Origin of the sequence: Microbacterium sp. USHLN272 (genome assembly GCF_037149655.1) — a bacterium.
Lineage (GTDB): Bacteria > Actinomycetota > Actinomycetes > Actinomycetales > Microbacteriaceae > Microbacterium > Microbacterium galbinum.
Genome location: NZ_JBBCRA010000001.1, coordinates 2,583,640 through 2,605,868, shown reverse-complemented (window position 1 = coordinate 2,605,868; position 22,229 = coordinate 2,583,640). Strand labels below are relative to the sequence as shown.

The 22,229-nt window shown below is 70.7% G+C and carries 19 protein-coding genes; 6 read left to right on the top strand and 13 right to left on the bottom strand.

Annotation, left to right across the window (positions count from 1 at the left end; all coding sequences use genetic code 11):
- Positions 1-80: 80 nt before the first annotated feature.
- The 4 genes from WFJ97_RS12540 to WFJ97_RS12525 all read right to left on the bottom strand — a co-directional run bounded on the left by WFJ97_RS12540 (position 81) and on the right by WFJ97_RS12525 (position 5,182).
- On the bottom strand, positions 81-1,433 hold the full coding sequence (locus tag WFJ97_RS12540) for an MFS transporter (protein ID WP_336641725.1): 1,353 nt from the start codon (positions 1,431-1,433) through the stop codon (positions 81-83).
- Positions 1,430-2,356, bottom strand: a complete 927-nt coding sequence (locus tag WFJ97_RS12535; RefSeq protein WP_336641724.1) for a polysaccharide deacetylase family protein — start codon at positions 2,354-2,356, stop codon at positions 1,430-1,432. The genes WFJ97_RS12540 and WFJ97_RS12535 overlap by 4 nt, the downstream gene beginning before the upstream one ends.
- A 25-nt stretch (positions 2,357-2,381) precedes the next feature.
- Positions 2,382-3,530, bottom strand: coding sequence for an ROK family transcriptional regulator (locus WFJ97_RS12530; protein WP_336641723.1), 1,149 nt, complete (start codon positions 3,528-3,530; stop codon positions 2,382-2,384).
- A 218-nt stretch (positions 3,531-3,748) separates the two neighbouring features.
- Entirely contained in the window at positions 3,749-5,182 is a 1,434-nt protein-coding gene (locus WFJ97_RS12525; protein ID WP_336641722.1) for a gamma-aminobutyraldehyde dehydrogenase, read from the bottom strand.
- A gap of 100 nt (positions 5,183-5,282) precedes the next feature.
- Here WFJ97_RS12525 and WFJ97_RS12520 point away from each other — a divergent pair, with 100 nt between their 5' ends.
- Genes WFJ97_RS12520 through WFJ97_RS12510 form a run of 3 tightly spaced genes read left to right on the top strand, consistent with a single transcriptional unit; the run spans position 5,283 to position 7,586 of the window.
- A complete protein-coding gene (locus tag WFJ97_RS12520) occupies positions 5,283-5,747 on the top strand; it encodes an Lrp/AsnC family transcriptional regulator (protein WP_336641721.1) in 465 nt (154 codons plus the stop codon).
- A 49-nt stretch (positions 5,748-5,796) separates the two neighbouring features.
- Complete coding sequence (locus WFJ97_RS12515; RefSeq protein WP_336641720.1) at positions 5,797-7,200, top strand: NAD(P)/FAD-dependent oxidoreductase; 1,404 nt, start codon at positions 5,797-5,799, stop codon at positions 7,198-7,200.
- On the top strand, positions 7,197-7,586 hold the full coding sequence (locus tag WFJ97_RS12510; protein WP_247956913.1) for a cupin domain-containing protein: 390 nt from the start codon (positions 7,197-7,199) through the stop codon (positions 7,584-7,586). The genes WFJ97_RS12515 and WFJ97_RS12510 overlap by 4 nt, the downstream gene beginning before the upstream one ends.
- A 17-nt stretch (positions 7,587-7,603) precedes the next feature.
- Here the strand turns inward: WFJ97_RS12510 and WFJ97_RS12505 are convergent, their stop codons facing one another.
- The 5 genes from WFJ97_RS12505 to WFJ97_RS12485 all read right to left on the bottom strand — a co-directional run bounded on the left by WFJ97_RS12505 (position 7,604) and on the right by WFJ97_RS12485 (position 12,402).
- The gene (locus tag WFJ97_RS12505; protein WP_442928418.1) at positions 7,604-8,626 is read right to left on the bottom strand and encodes a DNA-methyltransferase; all 1,023 of its coding nucleotides are present in this window, start codon (positions 8,624-8,626) and stop codon (positions 7,604-7,606) included.
- Positions 8,605-9,654, bottom strand: a complete 1,050-nt coding sequence (locus WFJ97_RS12500; protein ID WP_336641719.1) for a lipoyl protein ligase domain-containing protein — start codon at positions 9,652-9,654, stop codon at positions 8,605-8,607. Before WFJ97_RS12500 ends, WFJ97_RS12505 begins: the two co-directional genes overlap by 22 nt.
- Positions 9,655-9,849: 195 nt before the next feature.
- Positions 9,850-10,587: a DUF1684 domain-containing protein gene (locus tag WFJ97_RS12495; protein WP_336641718.1), complete on the bottom strand. Its 738-nt coding sequence runs from the start codon at positions 10,585-10,587 to the stop codon at positions 9,850-9,852.
- Positions 10,588-10,768: 181 nt separating this feature from the next.
- Positions 10,769-11,635, bottom strand: a complete 867-nt coding sequence (locus WFJ97_RS12490; protein ID WP_336641717.1) for an alpha/beta hydrolase — start codon at positions 11,633-11,635, stop codon at positions 10,769-10,771.
- A 29-nt stretch (positions 11,636-11,664) separates the two neighbouring features.
- On the bottom strand, positions 11,665-12,402 hold the full coding sequence (locus tag WFJ97_RS12485; RefSeq protein ID WP_336641716.1) for a copper homeostasis protein CutC: 738 nt from the start codon (positions 12,400-12,402) through the stop codon (positions 11,665-11,667).
- A 59-nt stretch (positions 12,403-12,461) separates the two neighbouring features.
- Here WFJ97_RS12485 and WFJ97_RS12480 point away from each other — a divergent pair, with 59 nt between their 5' ends.
- The 3 genes from WFJ97_RS12480 to WFJ97_RS12470 all read left to right on the top strand — a co-directional run bounded on the left by WFJ97_RS12480 (position 12,462) and on the right by WFJ97_RS12470 (position 14,877).
- On the top strand, positions 12,462-12,902 hold the full coding sequence (locus tag WFJ97_RS12480; protein ID WP_336641715.1) for a MarR family winged helix-turn-helix transcriptional regulator: 441 nt from the start codon (positions 12,462-12,464) through the stop codon (positions 12,900-12,902).
- Between the two features lie 5 nt (positions 12,903-12,907).
- Positions 12,908-14,242: an MFS transporter gene (locus WFJ97_RS12475; protein ID WP_336641714.1), complete on the top strand. Its 1,335-nt coding sequence runs from the start codon at positions 12,908-12,910 to the stop codon at positions 14,240-14,242.
- A 251-nt stretch (positions 14,243-14,493) separates the two neighbouring features.
- Positions 14,494-14,877, top strand: a complete 384-nt coding sequence (locus WFJ97_RS12470; RefSeq protein WP_336641713.1) for a hypothetical protein — start codon at positions 14,494-14,496, stop codon at positions 14,875-14,877.
- 120 nt (positions 14,878-14,997) lie between these two features.
- Here the strand turns inward: WFJ97_RS12470 and WFJ97_RS12465 are convergent, their stop codons facing one another.
- The 4 genes from WFJ97_RS12465 to WFJ97_RS12450 form a co-directional block, all read right to left on the bottom strand.
- The gene (locus WFJ97_RS12465; RefSeq protein ID WP_336641712.1) at positions 14,998-16,164 is read right to left on the bottom strand and encodes a hypothetical protein; all 1,167 of its coding nucleotides are present in this window, start codon (positions 16,162-16,164) and stop codon (positions 14,998-15,000) included.
- Between the two features lie 71 nt (positions 16,165-16,235).
- Positions 16,236-17,417 (bottom strand): ornithine--oxo-acid transaminase, encoded by a 1,182-nt coding sequence (gene rocD, locus WFJ97_RS12460; RefSeq protein ID WP_336641711.1) that lies wholly within the window; start codon positions 17,415-17,417, stop codon positions 16,236-16,238.
- A gap of 11 nt (positions 17,418-17,428) precedes the next feature.
- Positions 17,429-18,307, bottom strand: a complete 879-nt coding sequence (gene ddaH / locus WFJ97_RS12455; RefSeq protein WP_336641710.1) for a dimethylargininase — start codon at positions 18,305-18,307, stop codon at positions 17,429-17,431.
- A 218-nt stretch (positions 18,308-18,525) separates the two neighbouring features.
- Complete coding sequence (locus tag WFJ97_RS12450; RefSeq protein ID WP_336641709.1) at positions 18,526-22,206, bottom strand: proline dehydrogenase family protein; 3,681 nt, start codon at positions 22,204-22,206, stop codon at positions 18,526-18,528.
- Positions 22,207-22,229: the final 23 nt, after the last annotated feature.

Here is a 22,229-nt window from a genome sequence, read left to right as displayed (position 1 = left end):
TTTCGGGGAGTAGCTGGCTCGCGCCGGCGGCATCCCTGCGCCCGCCAGTGGCATGGCAGTAGGGGCGGGTACGAGCGCTCTCAGCTTGCGGGGTTAGCAGCGGCCAGGTCGCGGGTGCGGATGGGGTAGAAGAAGAAGCAGATCCAGGCGAGGGCGACGAAGCCGACGGGGATGACGGCGAGCATCAAACGGATGCCGCCGTCCACCGCGTCGGGCTGCGCGTCGCCGAGCGCGGCATCGAACCCGGATGCCGTGAGCACCCACGCCGCGACGATCGCCTGCAGCACGACCGAGCCGCGCACGATGAAACCGTTGACCCCGAAGTAGGCACCCTCCCGACGGTGCCCGGTGCGCACGGCGTCCTCGTCGATGATCTGCGCCAGCACCACCTCGAGGAGCTGCAGCAGACCACCGACGCCGATGCCGACCGCGACGCCCACGAGGGCTGCGGCGAGGATGCTCGTCGGGGCGAGGAACCCGAGCACCGAGAGGCCGAAGACGGCCACGCTCCACAGCAGGGCGGTGCGCGGACTGGTGCGACGAACGACCGCGCTCCACAGCACGATCGCGGGGATGGCGGTCACGAAGATCGCGCCGAGCAGGATGCTGCCCTCCCCCTCGGGGGCGCCCAGAGAGTAGCGCACGTAGAAGGGCAGTGCGGCGAGGATCACGGCGATCGCCGTCTGGATGAACAGCGAGCCGATCACGTAGGGCACGAAGGCCCGGTTCGCGAACGTGTACCGCATCTGCATGCCGAACGGCAGCGGCGCCGCGACGGATGCCTCGGGCACGCGCCGCTCGACCATCCCGCCCGTGAACGACCAGACGAGGAACGCGAGGCAGACCGTGCCGAGCACGATCGCCATACCGGGCCAGCCGATCGGCGAGGCGTAGAGCAGCGGTGCTCCGGCGGTGCCGAGGATCATGCCGAGGATCGCGAAGATCTGCCGGGGGACGTTGCCCCGCGCACGCTCGTCGGTGGTGCGGAAGATCTCGGGGAACAGGGCCGAGATGTTGAGCACCACCACCACGTAGGCGATGTCGTACACGGCCACGACCACGAGGAACCAGACGATGAGGCCCGCGGTGGGCAGCTCCGGCGGCATCCACACCAGCGCGAACGCCACGACCAGCGGGACGATCCCGAGACCGATCCACGGGATGCGGCGCCCCCACGGGGTGCGCAGGCGGTCGGAGATCGCGCCGACGAACGGGTTGAGCACCGCGTTCAGGATGCCGTGGGCGATCATCGCCGCGGCCACCCACCCCGCCGGCACCGCGAGGTGCGACACGTAGAAGTAGACGATGAACGCCGAGAAGGTCTGCGCCATCAACTGCGTCGGGAACCCGGAGGCCCCGAACGCGATCGACTGCGCCCGGGTGGGGGCGGCGTCGAGCCGTCGGTCGCGCAGACGCTCGGTGAAGGTGGTCATCGTGCGGTGCCCCTCTGCAGATCGCGCAGCGCCCGCCAGCCGATGCGCACGAGACCTTCGTCTTCGATGACCCGGAGCACGACGGGGTCGGCGAGCAGTTTCCGCTCGAACTCCCGCTTCGGTGAGGCGAAGTCCACCGCGGCCCGCAGCTCCTCACCGTCGACCATCGGATGCAGGTAGATCTCGGTGACTCCCGCGGGCACCGCGCGCAGCAGCGTCACGAAGCCGTCGCGCACCTGCTCGTAGGTCTCCTCCGCCGCGGTGCCCTCGCCGACGAGCTCGAAGGGGTGCGACCACAGCCGGTCGATGATCTCGACACCGAGCGAATCGGCCGCGGCGGCGGCGCGAGCGAGCTTGTCGCGCAGCTCGGCATCCGATTCGGCACCGTCCATGCGGCGCGGGAGGCGGAAGGGGAGCCCGTTGGCGGCGGCCAGCGCGAACACCTGCTCGAGGAAGTCGCGGCCGGTGGCGAGGCCGTAGACCGAGCCCATGTGGTTGTCGAGGTGCGTGACGTCGACGCCGGCGTCGAGCGCGGTGCGCAGCTGCGCGGCGATCTCGGCGGCGACCTCGTCGTACGCCGCGCGGGCCTCGACCGCGACGACGTCGACGGGGAAGAATCCGTCGCCGTCGATGAGCGAGGTAGCGGCCGTGAGCGGGCGCCAGCGGTAGCGGGTCCACTCGCTGGTGAGCACCAGATGCACGCCGACGTCGAGGTCGGTGCGGGATGCCGCGAACGCGAAGGCCTCGGGCGACCACGAGCACGGCACCATGATCGTGGCGGAGTCGACGTGGCCGGCATCCAGCAGTTCGGCGATCGCGACGTTGGCCGCATGGCACATGCCGAAGTCATCGGCGTTGAGGATGATGGCGCGGGTGCCGGGGGCGTGCCCCAGCCGTTCGATCAGGTCGGAGGGTGCGGTCATCGTCGGGTCCTGTCGGGAGTGCCGGTCACCGGCCGGACTTGTCGGGTGTGGTGAGAATGCGGGCGAAGAGCGTGGCGCGCAGGGCGGATGCCGCTTCGCCGACCGCGCCGACGAGCGGCGCCTCCGGGCCGAAGCTGGAGACGACGAACCGCAGCGGAAGGCGCGCGGAGTACTGCTCGGCGACCTGATGGATGATGTCGACGAGCACGGGGTGCGCGGCCTGCCCACTGAGGATGAACGCTTCGGGGTCGAGGACGAGACCGATGCTGCCGGCGACGAGCGCGAGGCGTTTGCCGAGCTCGAGTGCCATCTGCATCGCCGCCTCGTCACCGGCGGCCGCGGCATCGAGGTGCTCTTCGAGGGGCGCGTTCTGGTCACGGCCGTTGATGAGCGCGAGGTCGGCGACGACCTGGTCGTTCACGACGGGGGCGCCGACGGGCAGGGGCGTCTGCGGCAGGTACATGACCTCGCCCGCCACGCCGGAGAACCCGCGGTGCAGGGCGCCGTCGATCACGATTCCGGCGCCGAGACCCTCGTCGAGCAGCAGCAGCGAGAAGCTCGACAGCTCGGCGCCTGCACCGGCGGTGAGTTCGGCGAGGGCGGCGAGGTTCACGTCGTTCTCGATGCGCACGGGGCAGCCGAGCCGGTCGGTGAGAGCAGAGCGGAACGCGCCGCCGTCGGGCCCCTGGTCGTTGCGGATGCTGCCGTCGGCGGTCACGATACCGGGCACGCCGATCAGCGCGAGGTGCAGGGGGCCGGCGACGGTCGCATTGCAGCGGTCGATGAGCGCGGCGATGTGCGCGACCCGGGTCTCGTTGTCGTCCTTCCGCGGGAAGTCGCCGTGCGCCTCGGCACGCACCGCACCGGTCGCATCGACGAGCACGACGTGCGCCGCGCGGTGGTCGACGTGCACGGCGGCGGCGAATCCGAGATGCGGGTGCAGTCCGACCTTGCCGGCGGCCGGCCCGCGCGAGCTGCGGTCGACACCGTCGGGCGCGACGGCGCCGGCGCTCTCGAGCATGCGCAGCACCTGCGTCACGGCGGTGCGCGACAGCCCGGTGGCCTCCATCAGATCGGTGCGCGTCTGCGGACCTTCACTGGCGAGCGTCTCGAGGATCGCGCGCCCGTTGATCGAGCGCAACAGTGTCTGCGGTCCGGCGAGGGGCCTGCTCATCGCGCTCCGGTCGGTCTTTCTGTGAGACGTTCGATTGGTGAGAGTGGCCGATCCCCCATCGGCTTCATCGAGCATGGCATACCGGAGACCGCAGGTCGACACTTCGTGTCGCATTCGGGTGTGCGGCGCGCGCCGAGCACCGAGACATCATTTCGAGCGCGAACCACCACGGGAGGCGGGATGCCTCGTGCCGGAGATGGTGTCTCGACGGGGCGCGCTCAGTCCAACGCGCTCATCACGTGCTTGATGCGGGTGTAGTCGTCGAAGCCGTACTGCGAGAGGTCCTTGCCGTAGCCGGAGTGCTTGAACCCGCCGTGCGGCATATCGGAGACGAAGGGGATGTGCGTGTTGATCCACACGCACCCGAAGTCGAGGTCGCGCGAGAACCGCATCGCCCGGGCGTGATCGGTCGTCCAGACCGACGCGGCGAGCGCGTACGGGACGTCGTTCGCCAGCTCCAGCGCCTCCTCGTCGGTGGAGAACGACTGCACCGTGAGCACCGGCCCGAAGACCTCGCCCTGCACGATCTCGTCGTCCTGCCGCACCCCCGACACGATCGTCGCGGGCCAGAAGTAGCCGCGATCTCCCTGCCGCGCGCCCCCGGTCTCCACCCGGGCGTGCGCGGGCAACCTCGATACGAATCCCGACACCTGCTCCAGCTGTGCGGCACTGTTGAGCGGGCCATAGAGCACACCGTCCTCGCGTGGGCCGCCGGTGCGGGCATCCGACTCCGCCCGCGCGACCAGCGCCGCCACGAGCTCGTCGTGCAGGGACTCGTGCACGAGCACGCGCGTCGCTGCGGTGCAGTCCTGCCCGGCGTTGAAGAACGCACCGGTCACGATCCCCTCGACCGCCTTCGACACCGAGGCATCCGCGAAGACGATCGCCGGGGCCTTGCCGCCGAGCTCGAGGTGCACGCGCTTGACGTCGTTCGCCGCCGACCGCGCCACCGCCATGCCCGCCCGCACCGATCCGGTGATCGCGACCATCTGCGGGGTCGGATGCTCCACCAGCGCGACGCCGGTCTCGCGGTCGCCCAGCACGACGTTCAACGTTCCGGCCGGGGTGTGCAACGCCACGATCTCGGCGAGCAGCAGCGTCGACAGCGGGGTCGTCTCGGCGGGCTTGAGCACGACGGTGTTGCCCGCGGCGAGCGCCGGGGCGATCTTCCACACGGCCATGTTCAGGGGGTAGTTCCAGGGCGTGACCTGCCCGATCACGCCGATCGGCTCACGGCGCACGAACGACGTGTGCCCGGCGAGGTACTCCCCCGCCGCGCGCCCCTCGAGCGACCGCGCGGCACCGGCGAAGAACCGCAGCTGATCGACCGACTGCATGATCTCGTCCTCGACGAGGCTCGCGCGCGGCTTGCCGGTGTCGCGCGACTCGAGATCGGCGAACTCCTCGGCACGCGCGGCCATGTCGTCGGCGATGCGGAAGAGGGCGAGCTGCCGGTCGGCGGGTGTCGTGTCGCGCCACAGCGGGAAGGCAGCGGATGCCGCGACGTAGGCGGCATCGACGTCACCGGCATCCGATACCGGGAGCCGGCCGTACTCCTCTTCGGTGGCGGGGTCGATGAGCGGAAGGTCGCCTGCGCCGGACACGGGGACGAACCGACCGCCGATGAAGTTCTGCAAGGTCTCTGTGCGCATGCGGCCCACAGTAGCGCGGCACTTTCGGAATCGAAAGACCTCGATACAGGAGACGACTGAATCGGTTGCACCACCGGCATCCGCCTGTCAATATCGACGCATGGGCACGAAGACGCAGCCGGTGCTGGACGACATCTCGAAGCGGATCATCGAGCTGCTCCAGGAGGACGGCCGGCGTCCCTACGCCGAGATCGGACGGGAGGTGGGTCTCAGCGAGGCCGCCACCCGCCAGCGCGTGCAGCGCATGACCGATGCCGGAACGATCCAGATCGTCGCGGTCACCGACCCCCTGCAGCTCGGCTTCCACCGGATGTCGATGATCGGCATCCGCGTCACCGGCGACCCGCGTGCGGTCGCCGAGCAGCTCACCGAGATCACCGAGCTCGCGTACGTCGTCGTCACCCTCGGCAGCTTCGACATCCTCGTCGAGGCCGTGTGCGAGAACGACGCCGACCTGCTCGAGCTCATCGCGACGCGCATCCGCACCATCCCGGGCGTCGTGCACACCGAGAGCCTGCTCTACGCCGGGCTCTACAAGGACCTCTACAACTGGGGAACGCGCTGACCGCGCACCCCACCCGCTGAGAGAACCAACTGAGAACAAGGGAGCGCGCATGGGAACCACCGTCTTCGAACGTCGCCGCCCGCAGGACTCCGTCATCGACGAGTCCCTGCGCGACACCTCGTTCGCCGTGTTCTGGCTCGACGACGTGCAGCGCACCGAGTACCCGACACTGACCGGTGCGATCGAGGCCGACCTCGCGATCGTCGGCGGCGGGTACGCGGGGCTGTGGACCGCGATCCGCGCCAAGGAGCGCGACCCCGACCGCCGGGTCGTGCTCGTCGAGGCGTCGCGCGTCGCGTGGGCGGCCTCCGGCCGCAACGGCGGGTTCTGCGAGGCGAGCATCACCCACGGCCACGAGAACGGCGTGAACCGCTGGCCCGACGAGATAGCGCAGCTCGAACGGCTCGGGCTCGAGAACCTCGACGGCATCGCCGACACCGTCGAGCGCTACGGGATGGATGCCGAGTTCGAACGCACCGGCCAGCTCGCCGTCGCCGTCGAACCGCACCAGGTCGAGTGGCTGCGCGAGGAGGAGGGATTCCTCGACCAGGATGCCGTGCAGGCCGAGGTGCACTCCCCCACGTTCCTCGCGGGCGCGTGGGAGCGCGACACCACCGCTCTCGTGCACCCCGCCAAGCTCGGGCTCGAGCTCGCCCGCGTCGCGACCGACCTCGGCGTGGAGATCTACGAGCACACCCTCGTGCAGGACATCCTCGGCGACGGATCGGGTCCGATCACGGTCGAGGCCCGCGACGGCCGGGTCGTGGCGGATGCCGTGGCGCTGGCCACGAACGTCTTCCCCTCGCTGCTCAAGCGCAACCGTCTGATGACGGTGCCCGTGTACGACTACGTGCTGATGACCGAGCCGCTGAGCACCGAGCAGCTCTCCTCGATCGGGTGGCGGAACCGGCAGGGCCTCGCCGACAGCGCCAACCAGTTCCACTACTACCGGCTCACCGCCGACGACCGCATCCTGTTCGGCGGCTACGACGCGGTCTACCACTACGGCGGCAAGGTGCGCCCCGAGTACGAAGACCGGATGGAGAGCCACCGGCGGCTCGCCTCGCACTTCTTCACCACGTTCCCCCAGCTCGAGGGGCTGCGCTTCACGCACCGCTGGGCCGGGGCGATCGACTCGTCGAGCCGCTTCTGCGCGTTCTTCGGCACCGCACGCAAGGGCCGGGTGACCTACGCCACCGGGTTCACCGGACTCGGGGTGGGCGCGGCGCGGTTCGCCGCCGACGTCATGCTCGACAAGCTCGCGGGCGAGGAGACCGAACGTACCGCGCTGCAGATGGTGCGCCAGCGTCCGGTGCCCTTCCCGCCCGAACCCGCCGCCGCGGTGGGCATCAACCTCGTGCGTGCCGCGATGGATCGCGCCGATCACAACGGGGGCAAGCGCAATCTCTTCCTCAAGACGCTCGACGCGCTCGGCATGGGATTCGACTCGTGAGCGACACGATCCCCGACGAGGGGCTCACCCCCGAACCGGCCGAGGGGCTCACCCCCGGCACGGGAGCGGACGCCGCGACCCTCGCGCTCGTGCACGTGCCGCTGCCGGCATCCGACGTCGTCTCGGGCGACCCGACCACCGCCGTGCACCCGCTCGCCCTGCTCGGGGGCACCGAGGTCGGCATCTGGGAGATGACGCCGGGAACGGCATCCGACACCGAGACCGACGAGGTCTTCGTCGTGCTCTCGGGCCGGGCGCGCATCGCGTTCGACGACCCTGATCTGCCCGATCTCGACGTCTCCCCCGGCTCCGTCGTGCGACTGGCCGAGGGCCAGCGCACGGTCTGGACCGTCACCGAGACCCTGCGCAAGATCTACATCGCCTGAGCGCGAGGCGCGCGGGCTCAGCCGACGCGGGTGACCTCGGCGTGCGGCATCCGCTCGCGCATCACCCGGATCGCCTCGGGGTTGTCGTCGACCAGCACGCTGTCGCGTCCCAGCGCCGATGCGACCGCGCCGGTCGTGCCGCTGCCGGCGAAGAGGTCGAGCACCCGGTCACCGGGGCGGCTCGACGCCCGGATGATGCGGCGCAGGATGCCCTCGGGCTTCTGCGTCGGATACCCCGTCTTCTCGCGCCCGGTCGTCGGCACGATCGTGTGCCACCACACATCGGTCGGCAGCTTTCCGCGCGCCGCCTTCTCGGGCGTGACGAGGCCGGGGGCCATGTAGGGCTCGCGGTCGACCCCGTCGGAGTCGAAGAAGTACGCGCGCGGATTCTTCACGTACACGAGGATCGTGTCGTGCTTGGTGGGCCAGCGGCTGCGCGACTTGGCGCCGTAGTCGTAGGCCCAGATCAGCTCGTTGAGGAACGAGTCGCGCCCGAACACGGCGTCGAGCATCACCTTCGCGTAGTGCGCCTCGCGGTAGTCGAGGTGCAGGTAGAGCGTGCCGTCGTCGGCGAGCAGCCGCCACGCCTCCTCGAGACGCGGCATGAGGAAGTCGCCGTAGTCGTCGAAGCGGTCGTCGTAGGTGCGCAGCATCCCGCGCACCCGCTCGTAGCGGTGGCCGTGGAAGCCGTGGCGGATCTCGGCGGTCGCGGTCTCGGGGACCGGCTGCTCATAACTCCGGACGGATGCTTCGGACTCAACCGATTCCGGGTCGATTTGCCCCTCGGCATTCGATTCTTCCGGAATTGTGCGCGTCCGCGTCGCGGTGACGATCTGACGTTCGCGTGCGCGGCCCGTGTTGAAGGGGGGATCGAGGTACACCAGCGTGAACGAGGCATCGGGCAGCGCGCGCACGGCGGCGAGGTTGTCACCCTCGAGGATCGACACCGACCCGACCCGCACCGGTGCGATGGAGACGTCCTGTTCGATCGGGACGGGCGGAGTGGGTACCGGGTCGGTCACGGCACCCGGTGCAGCCACGCGTCGGTCGAGAACTTCGTCTCGACCAGCTCCTCGGCCGCAGCGTACTCGTCATCGGCGACCGTGCCGTCCTCGGCCGCGGTGAGCGAGCGGAAGGTCTCGATGAAGCGGTCGATGATCTCCTCGCGGCTGAGCCCGGTCTGGCTGCGCAGCGGGTCGACGCGCTTGGCCGCCGAGGTGGTGCCCTTGTCGCTCAGCTTCTCGCGGCCGATGCGCAGCACCTCGGTCATGACCTGACCGTCGAGGTCGTACGACAGCGAGGCGTGGTGGAGCACGCCTCCGTTGGCGAGACGCTTCTGCGCGGCCCCGCCGATCTTGCCGGTCGAACTCGCGATGTCGTTGAGGGGGCGGTAGACCGCGTCGATGCCGAGCGAGCGCAGCGCCTGCAGGGCGAAGTCGTCGAGGAACGCATACGAGTCGGCGAACGTCATGCCCGCGACGAGGGATGCCGGAACGTACAGCGAGTACGTGATGATCTGCCCCTCGGGGATGAGCATCGCGCCGCCGCCCGAGATGCGGCGGACGACGTCGAAGCCGTGACGCGCGGCGCCCTCGGGGTCGACCTCGTTGCGGTACGACTGGAACGATCCGATGACGACCGCCGAGCCGTCCCATTCCCAGATGCGCAGCGTTGGGCGACGTCGTCCCTCGCCGACGCGTGAGGTGAGCACCTCGTCGAGCGCGAGGTTCATGGCCGGCGAGACCGCCTTGTCGTGCACGATCTCCCAGTCGAAATCACGCCATCCCGGAGCGGTGACGAGCGCGCGGCGCACGACGGTGCCCACGGCCTCGGGCGTGAAGCCGAGCAGCTGAGCGCCCTCGGGAAGGGCCTCGCGCACGGCGGTGGCGATCACGGAGGCATCCGATTCGACCGGCAGGCCGTTCACGGCGTCGTTGATCGCCTCGAGCGCCGTGTCGGGCTCGAGGAAGAAGTCGCCCGCGAGCCGGAACTGCGCGATCCTCCCGTCGTCGACCTCGAGGTCGACGACGACGAGCTTTCCCCCTGGGACCTTGTATTCACCGTGCACCTCCCCAGCCTACGGCCGACGGGGGTTGTTGGTCGCGGTCGAAGTTGTGGGGCCCTTCGACAAGCTCAGGGACCCAGTGACGCGGAGCGGGGCCCTTCGACAAGCTCAGGAACCCGGTGAGGGACAACGGGCGCAGGGACCCAGGTCCAGAAACTGGGTCGCTGAGCCTGTCGAAGCGTCCCCGCACGCGAAGGGTCAGCGGCCGAGGACGACGGCGCGCTCGCCGGCGCGGATGGGTGCCGTGAAGCGGTTGCCCGCGGGCGGGAGCGGGCACACGAACTGGTCGGAGAACGCGCACGGCGGCAGGTACGCCCGGTTGAAGTCAACGACCGCGGTGCCGTCGTCATCGGGCTCGTCGATCGCGAGGAAGCGGAACGGGAACGTCTCGATGCCGTTGGTCCCGTCGGCGAACACGGCACCGAGGCCGCCGCGCACGTTGCGCGTCACGGTGAGCTCGTGCGCGACCCCGCGGATCTCGAACCGCAGCCGCCCGGCGATCGGCGCCTCGTGCTGGTCGCCGTCGATCGCGACGATCGTGATCGACTCGTCGGTGGCCGGCTCGAACGTCGCCGGCAACCGCCACGCCGGATCGGGACGGTAGGCGTCGATCGCGCTGAACCGCTCGCGCTGCGGGCGGGCCGGGTTGAACACCCGCAACGCCACGGTCTCGCGCCGCGGGAACACCCTCAGTTCGCGTCGCCCGAAGCGCAGCGCCTCGCCCCGGCGCAGGGTGACGGTGGCCCCGGCGACCCCGAGCTCGGTGCCGCGGATCTCGCCCTCGGCACCGACCGCCCAGAGCCCCGGCACGTTCTCGACCGCGGCGGGTTCGGAGATCAGCCAGTTCGTGGACTCCAGGGCCGACGGGCCGTAGTCGGCACCCGCCACGCGTTCGCGTTCGTCGTGCCACGCACGCCAGTCGCTCTCGAAGCTCATCGGACCCTCCTCCCGTCGCGAGGAGGGTCGTGCGGGGGCACGTCTCCTCGGATGCCCGCGGAATGTTGCCCTGAATCTACGGCGGGGGCGGAGCTTCCGTCGGGCGGGTGTCATGCACCTTCACCCGACGTCATCCGGCGTCATACCGGCACTCGTGAGGGCGGCCCCACCGAGAGAACGCTCAGCGCGCGGGGATGTGCGTGTCGAGCCAGGCGAGGGTGTCGGCGCGCACCTCGTCCTGCTGCAGCTCGGCGAAGATCTCGTGCCGGGCATCGGGGTAGACGAGGGTCGTCACATCGGTGAAGCCCGAGCGGCTACGGTACTCGTCGGCGAGCTTGTGCACGCTGCGGGGTCCGCCGACCGGGTCGTCGCGCCCGACGAGCAGCAGCAGCGGGACGTCACGCCCACCCGTCTCGCGCAGGTCGCGGCGCGGGCGCCCGTAGAGCTTCGCGGCCTCGATCGGCCCGAACAGCTTCAGCAGCGGCTCGCCCGTGGTGAGCGGGTCGACCTCGAACGCGGCCCACACCTCCGGGTCGCGGCTGAGCCACTCGTAGCCGGTGGCGTCCGGTCCCGCCCAGCGGGCGTTGAGGGGTGCAGCGCTGAGCGATCCCGGCATCCGCAGTGCCGATCCCGACAGGATCACGGCATCGAACGCCTCGGGATGCTCGTTCAGCAGCATCTGCGCGAGGAACGATCCCCACGAGTGCCCGAGCAGCACGAGCGGCAGGTCGGGGTTCTCGTCGCGGATGATGCCGGTCAGCTGCCAGACGGCATCCTTCGCGGCGCGCAGCCCGCCCTTGCCCAGCCGGCCCAACCGCGCGGGACCGCCGTGCTGGCGGATGCCGGTGCGGCCGTGGCCGCGGTGGTCGTCGGCGTAGACGGTGAAGCCCGCCGCGGTGAGCGCGGCGATCAGCGCACCGTAGCGACCCGCGTGCTCGCCGACGCCGTGCAGCAGTTGCACGACACCGCGGGGCGTCGTGGCCGCCGGGTGCACGTCGTAGACGATGGCGATGCCGTCGGCATCCGTGAACTCTCGGGTATCCGTCACGCTGCGAGCCTACCGATCGCGGGCGCGGCTCACAGCCCCAGGGCGGCGCGCACGGCCAGGGCGGTGTCGCGGTCGGTGACCTCGTATCCGCCCACGCCGTCGGAGGCCGACCCCATGCGCACGCCGCTCTCGGCGGTGACGGTGCGCTTGGCCGAGAAGTGCAGGGCGTCGACCCCGGTACCGGCGAGCTCGGCGGCGTTCGCGGCGCCGACGCCGCTGCCCGCCATGATCTGGATGCGTCCGTCGGCGCGCGCGACGAGCGCGCGGAGGGTGTCGATGCCGTCGATCACGGCGGATGCTCCGCCCGAGGTGAGTACGCGTCGCAGACCGAGCGCGATCGCGGCGTCGAGGGTCGCGAGCGGGTCGGGGCTGACGTCGATCGCGCGGTGCAGGGTGACGGATGCTCCGCCGGCCGCATCGCGCAGCCGGGCCATGGCGTCGACGTCGAGAACACCGTGCGCATCGAGAGCACCGATCACGACGCCCTCGGCCCCGGCCTCGATCGCGCGACGCACGTCGCGCTCGCAGATCGCGATCTCCTCGTCGGTGTAGTGGAAGTCGCCGCCGCGCGGGCGCACGAGCACGTGCACCTCGACATCTGCCTCGCGCGCCGCTTCGACCGACAGTTCGAGCGTGGCGGGCGACGGGGTGAGGCCGCCGAGCGCCAGCGCGGTCGCGAGTTCGACGCGCGCGGCACCGACCTCTCCGGCGATGCGCACTCCGGCGGGATCCTGCACGGCGATTTCGAGAGCGGGCGTTCGGGTCACGCGCTCCATTCTGCCGTTCCCGCCCCGCGCGTCGATTACTTAGATAGACTAACTAAGTAATGATTTCGCCTGACGACTCCCTCCAGCTCACCGCCACCGAGTTGCGCATGGCCACGTTCCGGCTCGCGCGACGCCTGCGCTGCGCCCGCGCCGCCGACTCCATGAGCGATGCGCAGCTCGCCGTGCTCGCCGACCTGCGCATGAACGGTCGCCGTACCATCTCGACCCTCGCCGAGCGCGAGCGGGTGACCGCCCCCTCGATGACGAACACCATCAACGGCCTCGAGGAGCAGGGCTACGTCACCCGCGCCGTCGACGAGGACGACCGCCGCCGCGTGCAGGTCGAGATCACGGATGCCGGCGCCGAACTCGTCGTCGAGACCATCCGCCGCCGCGACGTGCTGCTGGCCGACATGCTCGCCGACCTCGACTTCACGGAGGACGAGCTCACGACGCTCCGCGAGGCGAGCGTCCTGATGCGACGGGTGACCGACCGATGAGCGCGATGTTCCGTTCGTTCGCGAACATCAATTACCGCATCTGGTTCGCCGGCGCCCTCGTCTCGAACGTCGGCGGCTGGATGCAGGCGACCGCTCAGGACTGGGTCGTGCTCACCGAGCTCACCGACAACGACGCGGCGGCCATGGGCTTCACCATGGCACTGCAGTTCGGCCCGCCGCTCGTGCTCGTGAGCCTCACCGGATGGGTGGCCGATCGGTTCGAGCGTCGCCGCATCCTGCTCGCGACCCAGAGTGCACTGCTGCTGCTCGCGATCGCCGTCGGCGTGCTGCTGTTGAACGGCCTCATGACCCTGCCGATGATGTTCGGGTTCGCTCTGGGGTTCGGCATCGTGAACGCCTTCGACGCCCCGGCGCGCCAGGCCTTCGTGTCCGACATGGTGTCGGCATCCGACACCTCCAACGCCGTCGCCCTCAACTCGGCCTCGTTCAACCTCGCGCGCATGATCGGGCCCGCCGTCGGCGGTCTGCTGATCGTGGCGATCGGGTCGGGCTGGGTGTTCATCGTCAACGCGGCGACGTTCCTGGCGATGATCCTCGCGCTCGGTCTGTTGCGCACGAGCCTGCTCGCGAAGCGGCCCAAGAACCGCGGGCGGGGCGGACTCGCGGCGGGCTTCCGCTACGTGTGGGGCCGCAGTGACCTGCGGGTCGTGTTCGTGACGGTGTTCCTGATCGGCGCGTTCGGCATGAACTTCCCGATCTTCGCCTCGACCATGGCCCTCGAGTTCGGGGCCGGAGCCGACGGCTACGGCGTGCTGTCGTCGATCCTCGCGATCGGGTCTCTCGCCGGCGCCCTGCTCGCCGCGCGGCGCGATCGGGCGCGGGTGCGCGTCGTGATCCTCGCGGCCGGAGGCTTCGGCGTCGCCGCGTTCGTGTCGGCCGCCATGCCCACCTATCTCACCTACGGCATCACACTGATGTTCACCGGGTTCATGATCGTGACGCTGCTCACGACCGCGAACGGCTACGTGCAGATCACGACCGATCCGGCGCTGCGCGGGCGCGTGCTGGCTCTGTACATGGCGGTCATCATGGGATCGACCCCGGTGGGCGCACCGATCGCCGGATGGGTGGCGGATGCCTTCGGTCCACGCACCGCGATCATGCTCGGCGGTACGGCGGGGCTCGTCGCCTGCGCGATCGGCGCCATCTGGGTGTTCACGTCCGGGCGTCTGCATCGCGACGAGAATCGGCGCTTCCTGCTCACGCTCGACGAGACCCGACCCCTCAGCGTGATCGACGAGGTCGACCCGGTCGAGTTCAGCGACGAGGCCGCGGTCACCACGCCCATCCGCCGCCCGAAGGACCCCGAGGCGCCGTAGCCTTCGGCATCCGGCCCGTCATCCGTCCCGTCATCCGTCCGGTCTTCCGTCCCGGCATCCGTCCCGGCATCCGTCCGGTCCGCGTGCGCAGAACCGCACGGACCGGTGCCGAATGTCGACTCTGGGCGTTCATTACCGGCATTTCGCACCGATCGGTGCAGGGACAGCGGAACGGGGTGCGGTGAGTGCAGTAAGGCGAGCCTTGTCAATGGGGTCTTCGGATGCCGTGCCCCGCGCGTAACGTCGCGCCCATGGACGAGAACACGGAACACACCCCGCACGCGGAAGACCCGGCCGAGGGCGCGGAGCGCGTCGGCGTTCCGGATTCCGGACAGGGCGGCGCCATCCAGGGCGACAGCTCTCACGGTGACTCCCCGCGCGGCGCTCTTCAGGGCGACGCCGACGAGGACGCCCCGGGCGACGAGCACGGCAACCAGGGCGCAGCCCAAGGCGGAGCGCTCCAGGGCGACAGCTCGCACGGCGACTCGCCCCGCGGCGCCATCCAGGGCGACGCCGGACCCGATCGCGAGGCGCCTCTCGGAGGCGACGAGACCACGGAGCGACAGCTCCAGGCCGACAACGAAGCGGAAGAGGACACCCTGAAGCTCCTCGACCCCGATAACCCGCCCGCGTAGTCCCCAGCTTCGCCGGCGCGCGCGTCATCCCCGTGACGCACGAACCACCCCCTCGAGAGCGAGCCACCCGCATGCGGGAGGCCCCGGAGGGGGTGGTTCGCGCTGTGGGCGAGTGCGGGCTCAGCGCAGGGGCGGCCACTCGTCGAAGCGGTACGTGAGTCCGAGACCGAGATCCTCGTCGGGCTCCCCCAGCTCCTGACGGATGTCGTACGTGTCGCCCCACCATGAGGGGCTCTCGATCGCGACGACCAGCCGGTCGACGTTCTGCCGCTGGTCGACCTCGAGGGTGAAGCCGTCGGCATCGGTCCACCCGTAGCCGCGCTCGGACGGCATCCAGCCGAGTTCGCTCAGCCGGGAGTCCCACGCGTCGTCGTACGAGTCGAAGCCGGTGGGCGTCGTCTCGAGGGCGAATCCGACCTCGAAGACGTAGCACTCGGCATCCGATCCCCCGCAGGCGCCGTACGACGAGGCGAAGGCCGGTCCCCTCACCCAGCCGCCGTTCTCGTCGCGCACGCGCCAGTCGTCCTCGGCGATCATCTCTCGCACCTCCGAGAGCTTCTGCTGCGTGAGGGTGTAGTTCGCCTCGGCACGGTCGGCCTGCGCGGAGATCGGCAGCGCCTCGACCTGCGCCACCGTGTCGCCCGCGGCATCCGTCTGCAGCGCCGTGACCTGCACGCCGAGCGCCACCGCGCCCACGAGCAGAGCGGGCACCAGGAAGGCCGCGTTCCACGACACCGCGTCCCAGGCGCCGCCGCGGGTCGGCGCTCCCGGGCGCGGCGGCGGCTGAGCGATGCCGAGCAGCAGCACCGCGAGCCACGACAGCGCCGCGATGACGACCGCTCCCACGAAGATCCCCTGCTCGTAGGTCGACGAGAGTCGGGCGGGAACGAGGCTGCCGAGCAGCGTCTCCAGCGGCCCCGAGTCGCCGGCGTCCTGCATCGTGATCGTGAAGGCGACCCACGCCCACCAGTTCACGAACAGCAGCCAGACGAGCGGAGCGGGAGTGGTCGTGTGCCCGCGCTTGCGCAGGATGAATCGCGGGAGCATGCCGAGCAGCCCCATCGCCGGGATGAAGATCGGCGACGTGAACATCAGGATCAGCGTGCCCCATCCGCCTCCGCCGAGGAACCCGTGGAACACGAAGAACACCGGCAGCAGCCAGCTCATCACCGGCCAGAGCGCCCAGACGAAGCCGCGGATGCCGCCCGATGTCGGGCGCGGTTGCGGTGCGGGCAGGTGCCAGGGCGGCGCTCCGGCCGCCACGGCATCAGGATTCTGAAATGCCATCGGTTCCCCCTCCGCCGACAGCCTAACGATGTCGGCGTCGACGGAGGGGACGACGTACGGATGCCGCGGCGCTACGCGCCCAGCACGACCCGGAGCTGTTCGACCGCCCAGTCGAGCTCGGTCGCACGGATCACGAGGGGCGGGGCGATGCGGATCGTCTGGCCGTGCGTGTCCTTCACGAGCACACCGCGCTCGAGGAGCTTCTCGGCGATCTCGCGACCGGTGCCCTTCGCGGGGTCGATGTCGACACCCGCCCAGAGACCGGCGATGCGCACCGCGGTGACACCGTGCCCGATGAGCGGTTCGAGTGCCGTGGCGAGGTGGGCGCCGAGGGCGCGGGCGCGCTCCTGGAACTCGCCCGTCTCGAGCATCTCGACCACGCGCAGACCGACGGCCGCCGCGAGCGGGTTGCCGCCGAAGGTCGAGCCGTGCTCGCCCGGACGGATGACACCCAGCACGTCTTCGTTCCCGACGACCGCCGACACCGGCAGCAGTCCGCCGCCGAGGGCCTTGCCGAGCAGGTAGAGGTCGGGCACGACGCCCTCGCGATCGCTCGCGAACGTCTCGCCCACGCGGCCGAGTCCCGACTGGATCTCGTCGGCGATGAAGAGCACGTTCTTCTCGTCGCAGATCTCGCGGATGCGACGCAGATACCCCTCGGGCGGGATCACGACGCCGGCCTCACCCTGGATGGGCTCGACGAGCACGGCGGCCGTGTCATCGGTGATCGCGGCGGCGATGGCATCCGCGTCCCCGTAGGGCACGATGTCGAAGCCGGGCGTGTACGGGCCGAAGCCGTCACGTGCCTGCTCGTCGTCGCTGAAGCTGACGATCGTCGTCGTGCGGCCGTGGAAGTTGCCGGCCGCGACGATGATGCGGGCCTTGCCGTCGGCGATGCCCTTGACCCGGTAGCCCCAGGCGCGCGCGACCTTGATGCCGGTCTCGACCGCCTCGGCGCCCGTGTTCATCGGCAGCACCAGGTCTTTGCCGGCGAGCTTCGCGAGGGCGGCGGCGAACGGCTCGAGCCGGTCGCTCTGGAACGCACGGCTGATCAGCGTCACACGACCGAGCTGCTCGGTGAGGGCAGCGACGAGCGCCGGATGCCGGTGCCCGAAGTTCACGGCCGAGTAGGCGGCGAGCAGGTCGAGGTAGCGCTTGCCCTCGACGTCGGTCACCCACGCACCGTCACCGCGCGCGATGTTCACCGGCAGCGGGTGGTAGTTGCGGGCGACGTGCGTGGTTGCCGTCGTCACCGCGTCGGGCCTCACTTCGCGCCCCGCAGTTCGAGCGTGCAGCACTTGATGCCGCCACCGCCGAGCAGCAGCTCGGAAAGGTCGACGGCGATCGGGTTGTAGCCGCGCTCGCGCAGCTGCTTCTCGAAGCCCTTCGCGCGCGGAGAGATGATGACGTTGTAGCCGTCGCTCGCCGAGTTGAGGCCGAAGACGGCGCCGTCCTCGTCCGACACGAGGATCGCGTCGGGGAAGCGCTCCTCGAGGATCGCGCGGCTCGCGTCGTCGAAGGCGCCCGGGAGGTAGGCGATGTTGGCGCGCTCGGGGCCGCCGTTCTCGATGCCCTGCACCGGGTCGAGCACCGCGATGGCCGTGTCGAGGTGGTAGAAGCGCGGGTCGGTGAGGTTGAGCGAGACGACCTCGCGGCCGAAGACCTCGCCGACCTCGCGGTGGCTGTCGCCGGTGGAGCGGAATCCGGTGCCGGCCAGGATCACGTCGCCGACGAGCAGGAAGTCGCCCTCGCCCTCGTTGACCTCCTTCGGCATGACCGTGTCGTAGCCGGCCTGGCGGAACCACTCGGCGAACGCGGGCGCCTCGCCCTGGCGCTCGACGAAGCGGAACTCGGGCACGTACGCGCGGCCGTCGATGAGGAATCCGCCGTTGGCCGTGTAGACCATGTCGGGGTAGCCGGCGAGCGGCTCGATGAGTTCGACCTCGTGGCCCAGTTCGATGTAGAGGTCGTAGAGCTTCTGCCACTGCGCGACCGCGTTGGCGGTGTCGGTCGGCTTCGACGGCTCCATCCACGGATTGATGGAGTAGTTGACCGTGAAGTGCTCGGGCTTGCACATCAGGTAGCGGCGGTGGTGCGCGGTGCGCGCGGGGGCGGATGCCACGGCGGTCTCAGGCGTCGACATGGATGCTCCTCGAATGAACGGGTGCGGCGGACGCTGTCCAGGGGCCCGGCGGAAGTTCGACCCGGGACTCTTTTCGGAGCGGGGACGGGGAAGATGCGACTCGGGCACGCCGGTTTCATTGTGCCATCCGTGGGCTGTGGGGTGCCAGAGCGCCGGGGGTTCGGTTGATTCGCGTTTCGAATCGCCGGGGGGGGGTCCGCGGTGAGGGGTACCGAGCGTCAGATGACCTCGGCGAAGACCGGGTCGGGATTGCCGAAGCGGTGGGCGGTGATCGAGATCGCCTGCTCGTGCACGAAGGGCAGCAACTCGATGCGACCGGCCGAGGTCACCTCGCCGTCGTAGACCGCGAGGTCGGGATCGCCGTCGACCGCGCGGGCGAGCGCCGCGTGCGCCGCCGCGACCGCGGGGCGCGATCCGATCAGGCGGATGCGCGCGGCCCGGGCCGTGACCACCCCTTCGCCGTCGGCATCCGCTTCCGATCCCGAGCCGCTCACGCGCGCGAGCCACTCGTCATCCGTCTCGAGGAACACCGCGGCGTCGAGGTCGCCGAGCGCGTGGCGCACTCCGGCCGGGAGTCCCGCCGAGACCGACAGCACGAAGCGCGCACCGGCGCGCACCGCGGCGAGCACCGTGCGCAGCACCTCCTGCAGCGGAGCATCCGCCGTCGCCCGCAGTTCGACGGGCAACGGGCGGTACCGGAAGAGGTTGCGTTCGACGCCCAGCCGCGAGACGTCGCGCACCTGGCCGAACTCGCGGTCCCAGGCGAGGGCGTCCGACAGGGCCGACCGCCGCAGCCACTCGAACGACTCGAAGTCGAGAGAGGGCTGGGCCGACTCGATCAGGGCGGTGATGCGTGAGTCGAGGCCGCGCAGGTGCAGCGTGCTCGACGGGGTGGATCCGGGGCGCGAGCGCCACGATCCGAGGCCGATGAGGTAATTCGGACCGCCGGCCTTCGTACCGGGACCGACCGAGGAGCGCTTCCATCCCCCGAACGGCTGACGCTGCACGATCGCCCCGGTGATGCCGCGGTTCACGTAGAGGTTTCCGGCCTGCACGGCATCGAGCCACGTCGCGAGATCGCCCGGGTCCTGGGTGTGGAGGCCCGCGGTCAACCCGTAGGCGACAGCGTTCTGCATCTCGATCGCGGCCGACAGCGTCGGCGCGTACATCACGCCGAGCACCGGCCCGAAGAACTCCTCGAGGTGGAACCGCGACCCGGCCCGCACGCCGACGCGCACTCCCGGGGTCCACAGGCGTCCGCTGCCGTCGTCGTCCGCCGAGAGCGACGGTTCGATGAGCCACTTCTCGTCACCCTCGAGCTGCGACAGCGCCCAGGCCAGCTTGCCCTGCGGCTTCTCGATCACCGGGCCGACCTCGGCGAGCGGGTCGGTGGGCCATCCGACGTGCAGCGAGCGCACGGCATCCGACAGCTGCCGGGCGAAGCGCTGCGAGCGGCCGACCGGCCCGACGAGGATCGCGAGCGACGCCGCCGAGCACTTCTGCCCCGCATGACCGAAGGCGCTCTTGACGAGGTCGGCGACCGCGAGGTCGAGGTCGGCGGAGGGGGTGATGATGATCGCGTTCTTGCCGCTGGTCTCGGCGAGCAGCGGCAGGTCGGGGCGCCACGAGCGGAAGAGCGCCGCTGTGTCCCACGACCCGGTCAGGATCACGCGATCCACCGCCTCGTGGGTGACGAGCTGCTGCCCGAGCGCGCCCTCCTCGATGTCGACGAGCGCGAGCACGTCGCGCGGCACACCGGCCTGCCAGAGCGCCCCGGCGATCACCGCGGCGCACCTCCGCGCCTGCGGCGCCGGCTTGAAGATCACGCCCGAGCCCGCGGCGAGCGCGGCCAGGACTCCCCCGGCGGGGATCGCGACGGGGAAGTTCCAGGGCGGGGTGACGACGGTGACGGATGCCGGAACGAACGCCGCCCCCGCGATCGCATCGAGCTCGCGCGCGGTCGCCGCGTAGTAGCGGGCGAAGTCGACGGCCTCGCTGACCTCGACGTCGGCCTCGGCGAAGACCTTGCCGGTCTCGGATGCCGCGACCTCGATCAGTTCGCCGCGACGGGACTCGAGTGCGGCGGCCGCCCGCAGCAGCACCTCGGATCGATCGGCGGCGGGGCGGGAGCCCCAGGAGGGCGCGGCATCCCGCACCGTCGCGACGATGCGCTCGAGCTCGTCCCCCTCATCGATGCGGGCCGTGGCGAGGGTGTCGTCCCCGGCGGTCGAGGTGGCGATGCGTTCGCGGATGCCGCGTGCCCACTCGCGGTTGGCGGGGAGCGCCGGGTCGCTGTCGACCGCGTTCGTGAAGCCGGGCGCACCCGCCGTCTCGTCGACCAGCTCGCGGGGCGCGTAGACGGCGGTCTCGAGGAACGGCTCGCCGTCGAATCCGTCGTCGCCGGTCGATCCGCGCGAGATGCCGAGCACGGCCTTCGTGAGGTCGACCTCGGGCTGCGGGGCCGCCGGCAGCGGACGCACGGACTCGTGCATCGGGGCGAGCCGGTCCTGACGTCTGCGAGGACCGGTGCGCAGATTCGGGTCGGTCGAGCGGTCGAGGGCGTCGAGGAAGCGATCCTGCTCGCGCTCGAACAGGGTCTCGTCCTCGCCGAGCTGGAACGCCGCCGAGAGGAAGTTGTCGCTCGACGCGTTCTCCTCGAGACGGCGCACGAGATAGCTGATCGCGACGTCGAACTCGGCGGGTGCGACGACCGGCACGTAGAGCAGCACGGGGCCGACCTCGCGCGAGACCGCCTGCACCTGTCCCTGAGCCATGCCGAGCAGCATCTCGAACTCGACCTGGTCGCGCACTCCGCGCTCGCCCGCGAGCAGCCAGGCGTAGGCGATGCCGAACAGGTTGTGCCCGGCGATGCCGAGGTGCACGGCCTCAGTGCGTTCGGGCCGCAGCGCCCAGTCGAGGCAGCGGAGGTAGTTGGCATCCGTGTCGAGCTTGGTGTCGTAGGTCGCCGGCGTCCACCCGTGCATGGTCGCCTCGACGCGCTCCATGGCGAGGTTCGCGCCCTTGACGAGACGGATCTTGATCGGGGCGCCGCCGTGGGCGACGCGGTCCTGCGCCCAGGCGGTGAGCTCCTGCAGGGCGGGCAGGGCGTCGGGCAGGTACGCCTGCAGCACGATACCGGCATGCAGGTTCGCCAGGCGCGGGTCCTCGAGGATGCGCGTGAACACCGCGATCGTCAGGTCGAGGTCGCGGTACTCCTCCATGTCGAGGTTGATGAAGGTGCCGTCCGACGCCGCCGTCAGGTACAGCGGCAGCAGCCGCTCGACCACCCGTTCGACGACCTCGTCGAACGCCCACATCGAGATGTGGCTGACAACGGCCGAGACCTTGACCGAGACGTAGTCGACGTCGGGGCGGCGGATCAGATCGTGGATGCCGTCGAGCCGGCGCTGCGCCTCGCCCTCCCCGAGCACGGCCTCGCCGAGCAGGTTGAGGTTGAGGCGGGCGCCCGACTCGCGGATCTTCGCGATCGCCGGGCCGAGCTTGGCCGGGCGGGCGTCGACGACGAGGTGCCCCACCATCTCACGCAGCACGCGGCGGGCGATCGGAACGGTCGGGGCGGGGAGCACCGGGGCGATCCCGCCGCCGAGCTTCACCGCGCCGCGCAGGTACCAGGGCAGGAAGTCGGGCACGATCGGCGCGATCCGATGCAGACGGGATGCCGCCGCGCCCAGGCTCTCGGGCCGCATCACACCGTCGACGAAACCGAGAGTGAAGGGCAGGCCGTTCGCGTCGCGCAGCACCCCGGCGAGGCGTGCGGCGGCGGGATCGACGTCGGCCGCCGCGGCCTCGATCACCCAGCGACGGGCGAGCTCGACGGCCCGGTCGGCCAGAGGAGCGGATGCCGCGGCATCCGAAGAAGGAGACGACGACTCTGCCATGTCTCTCACCCTAGGGCGGGGGC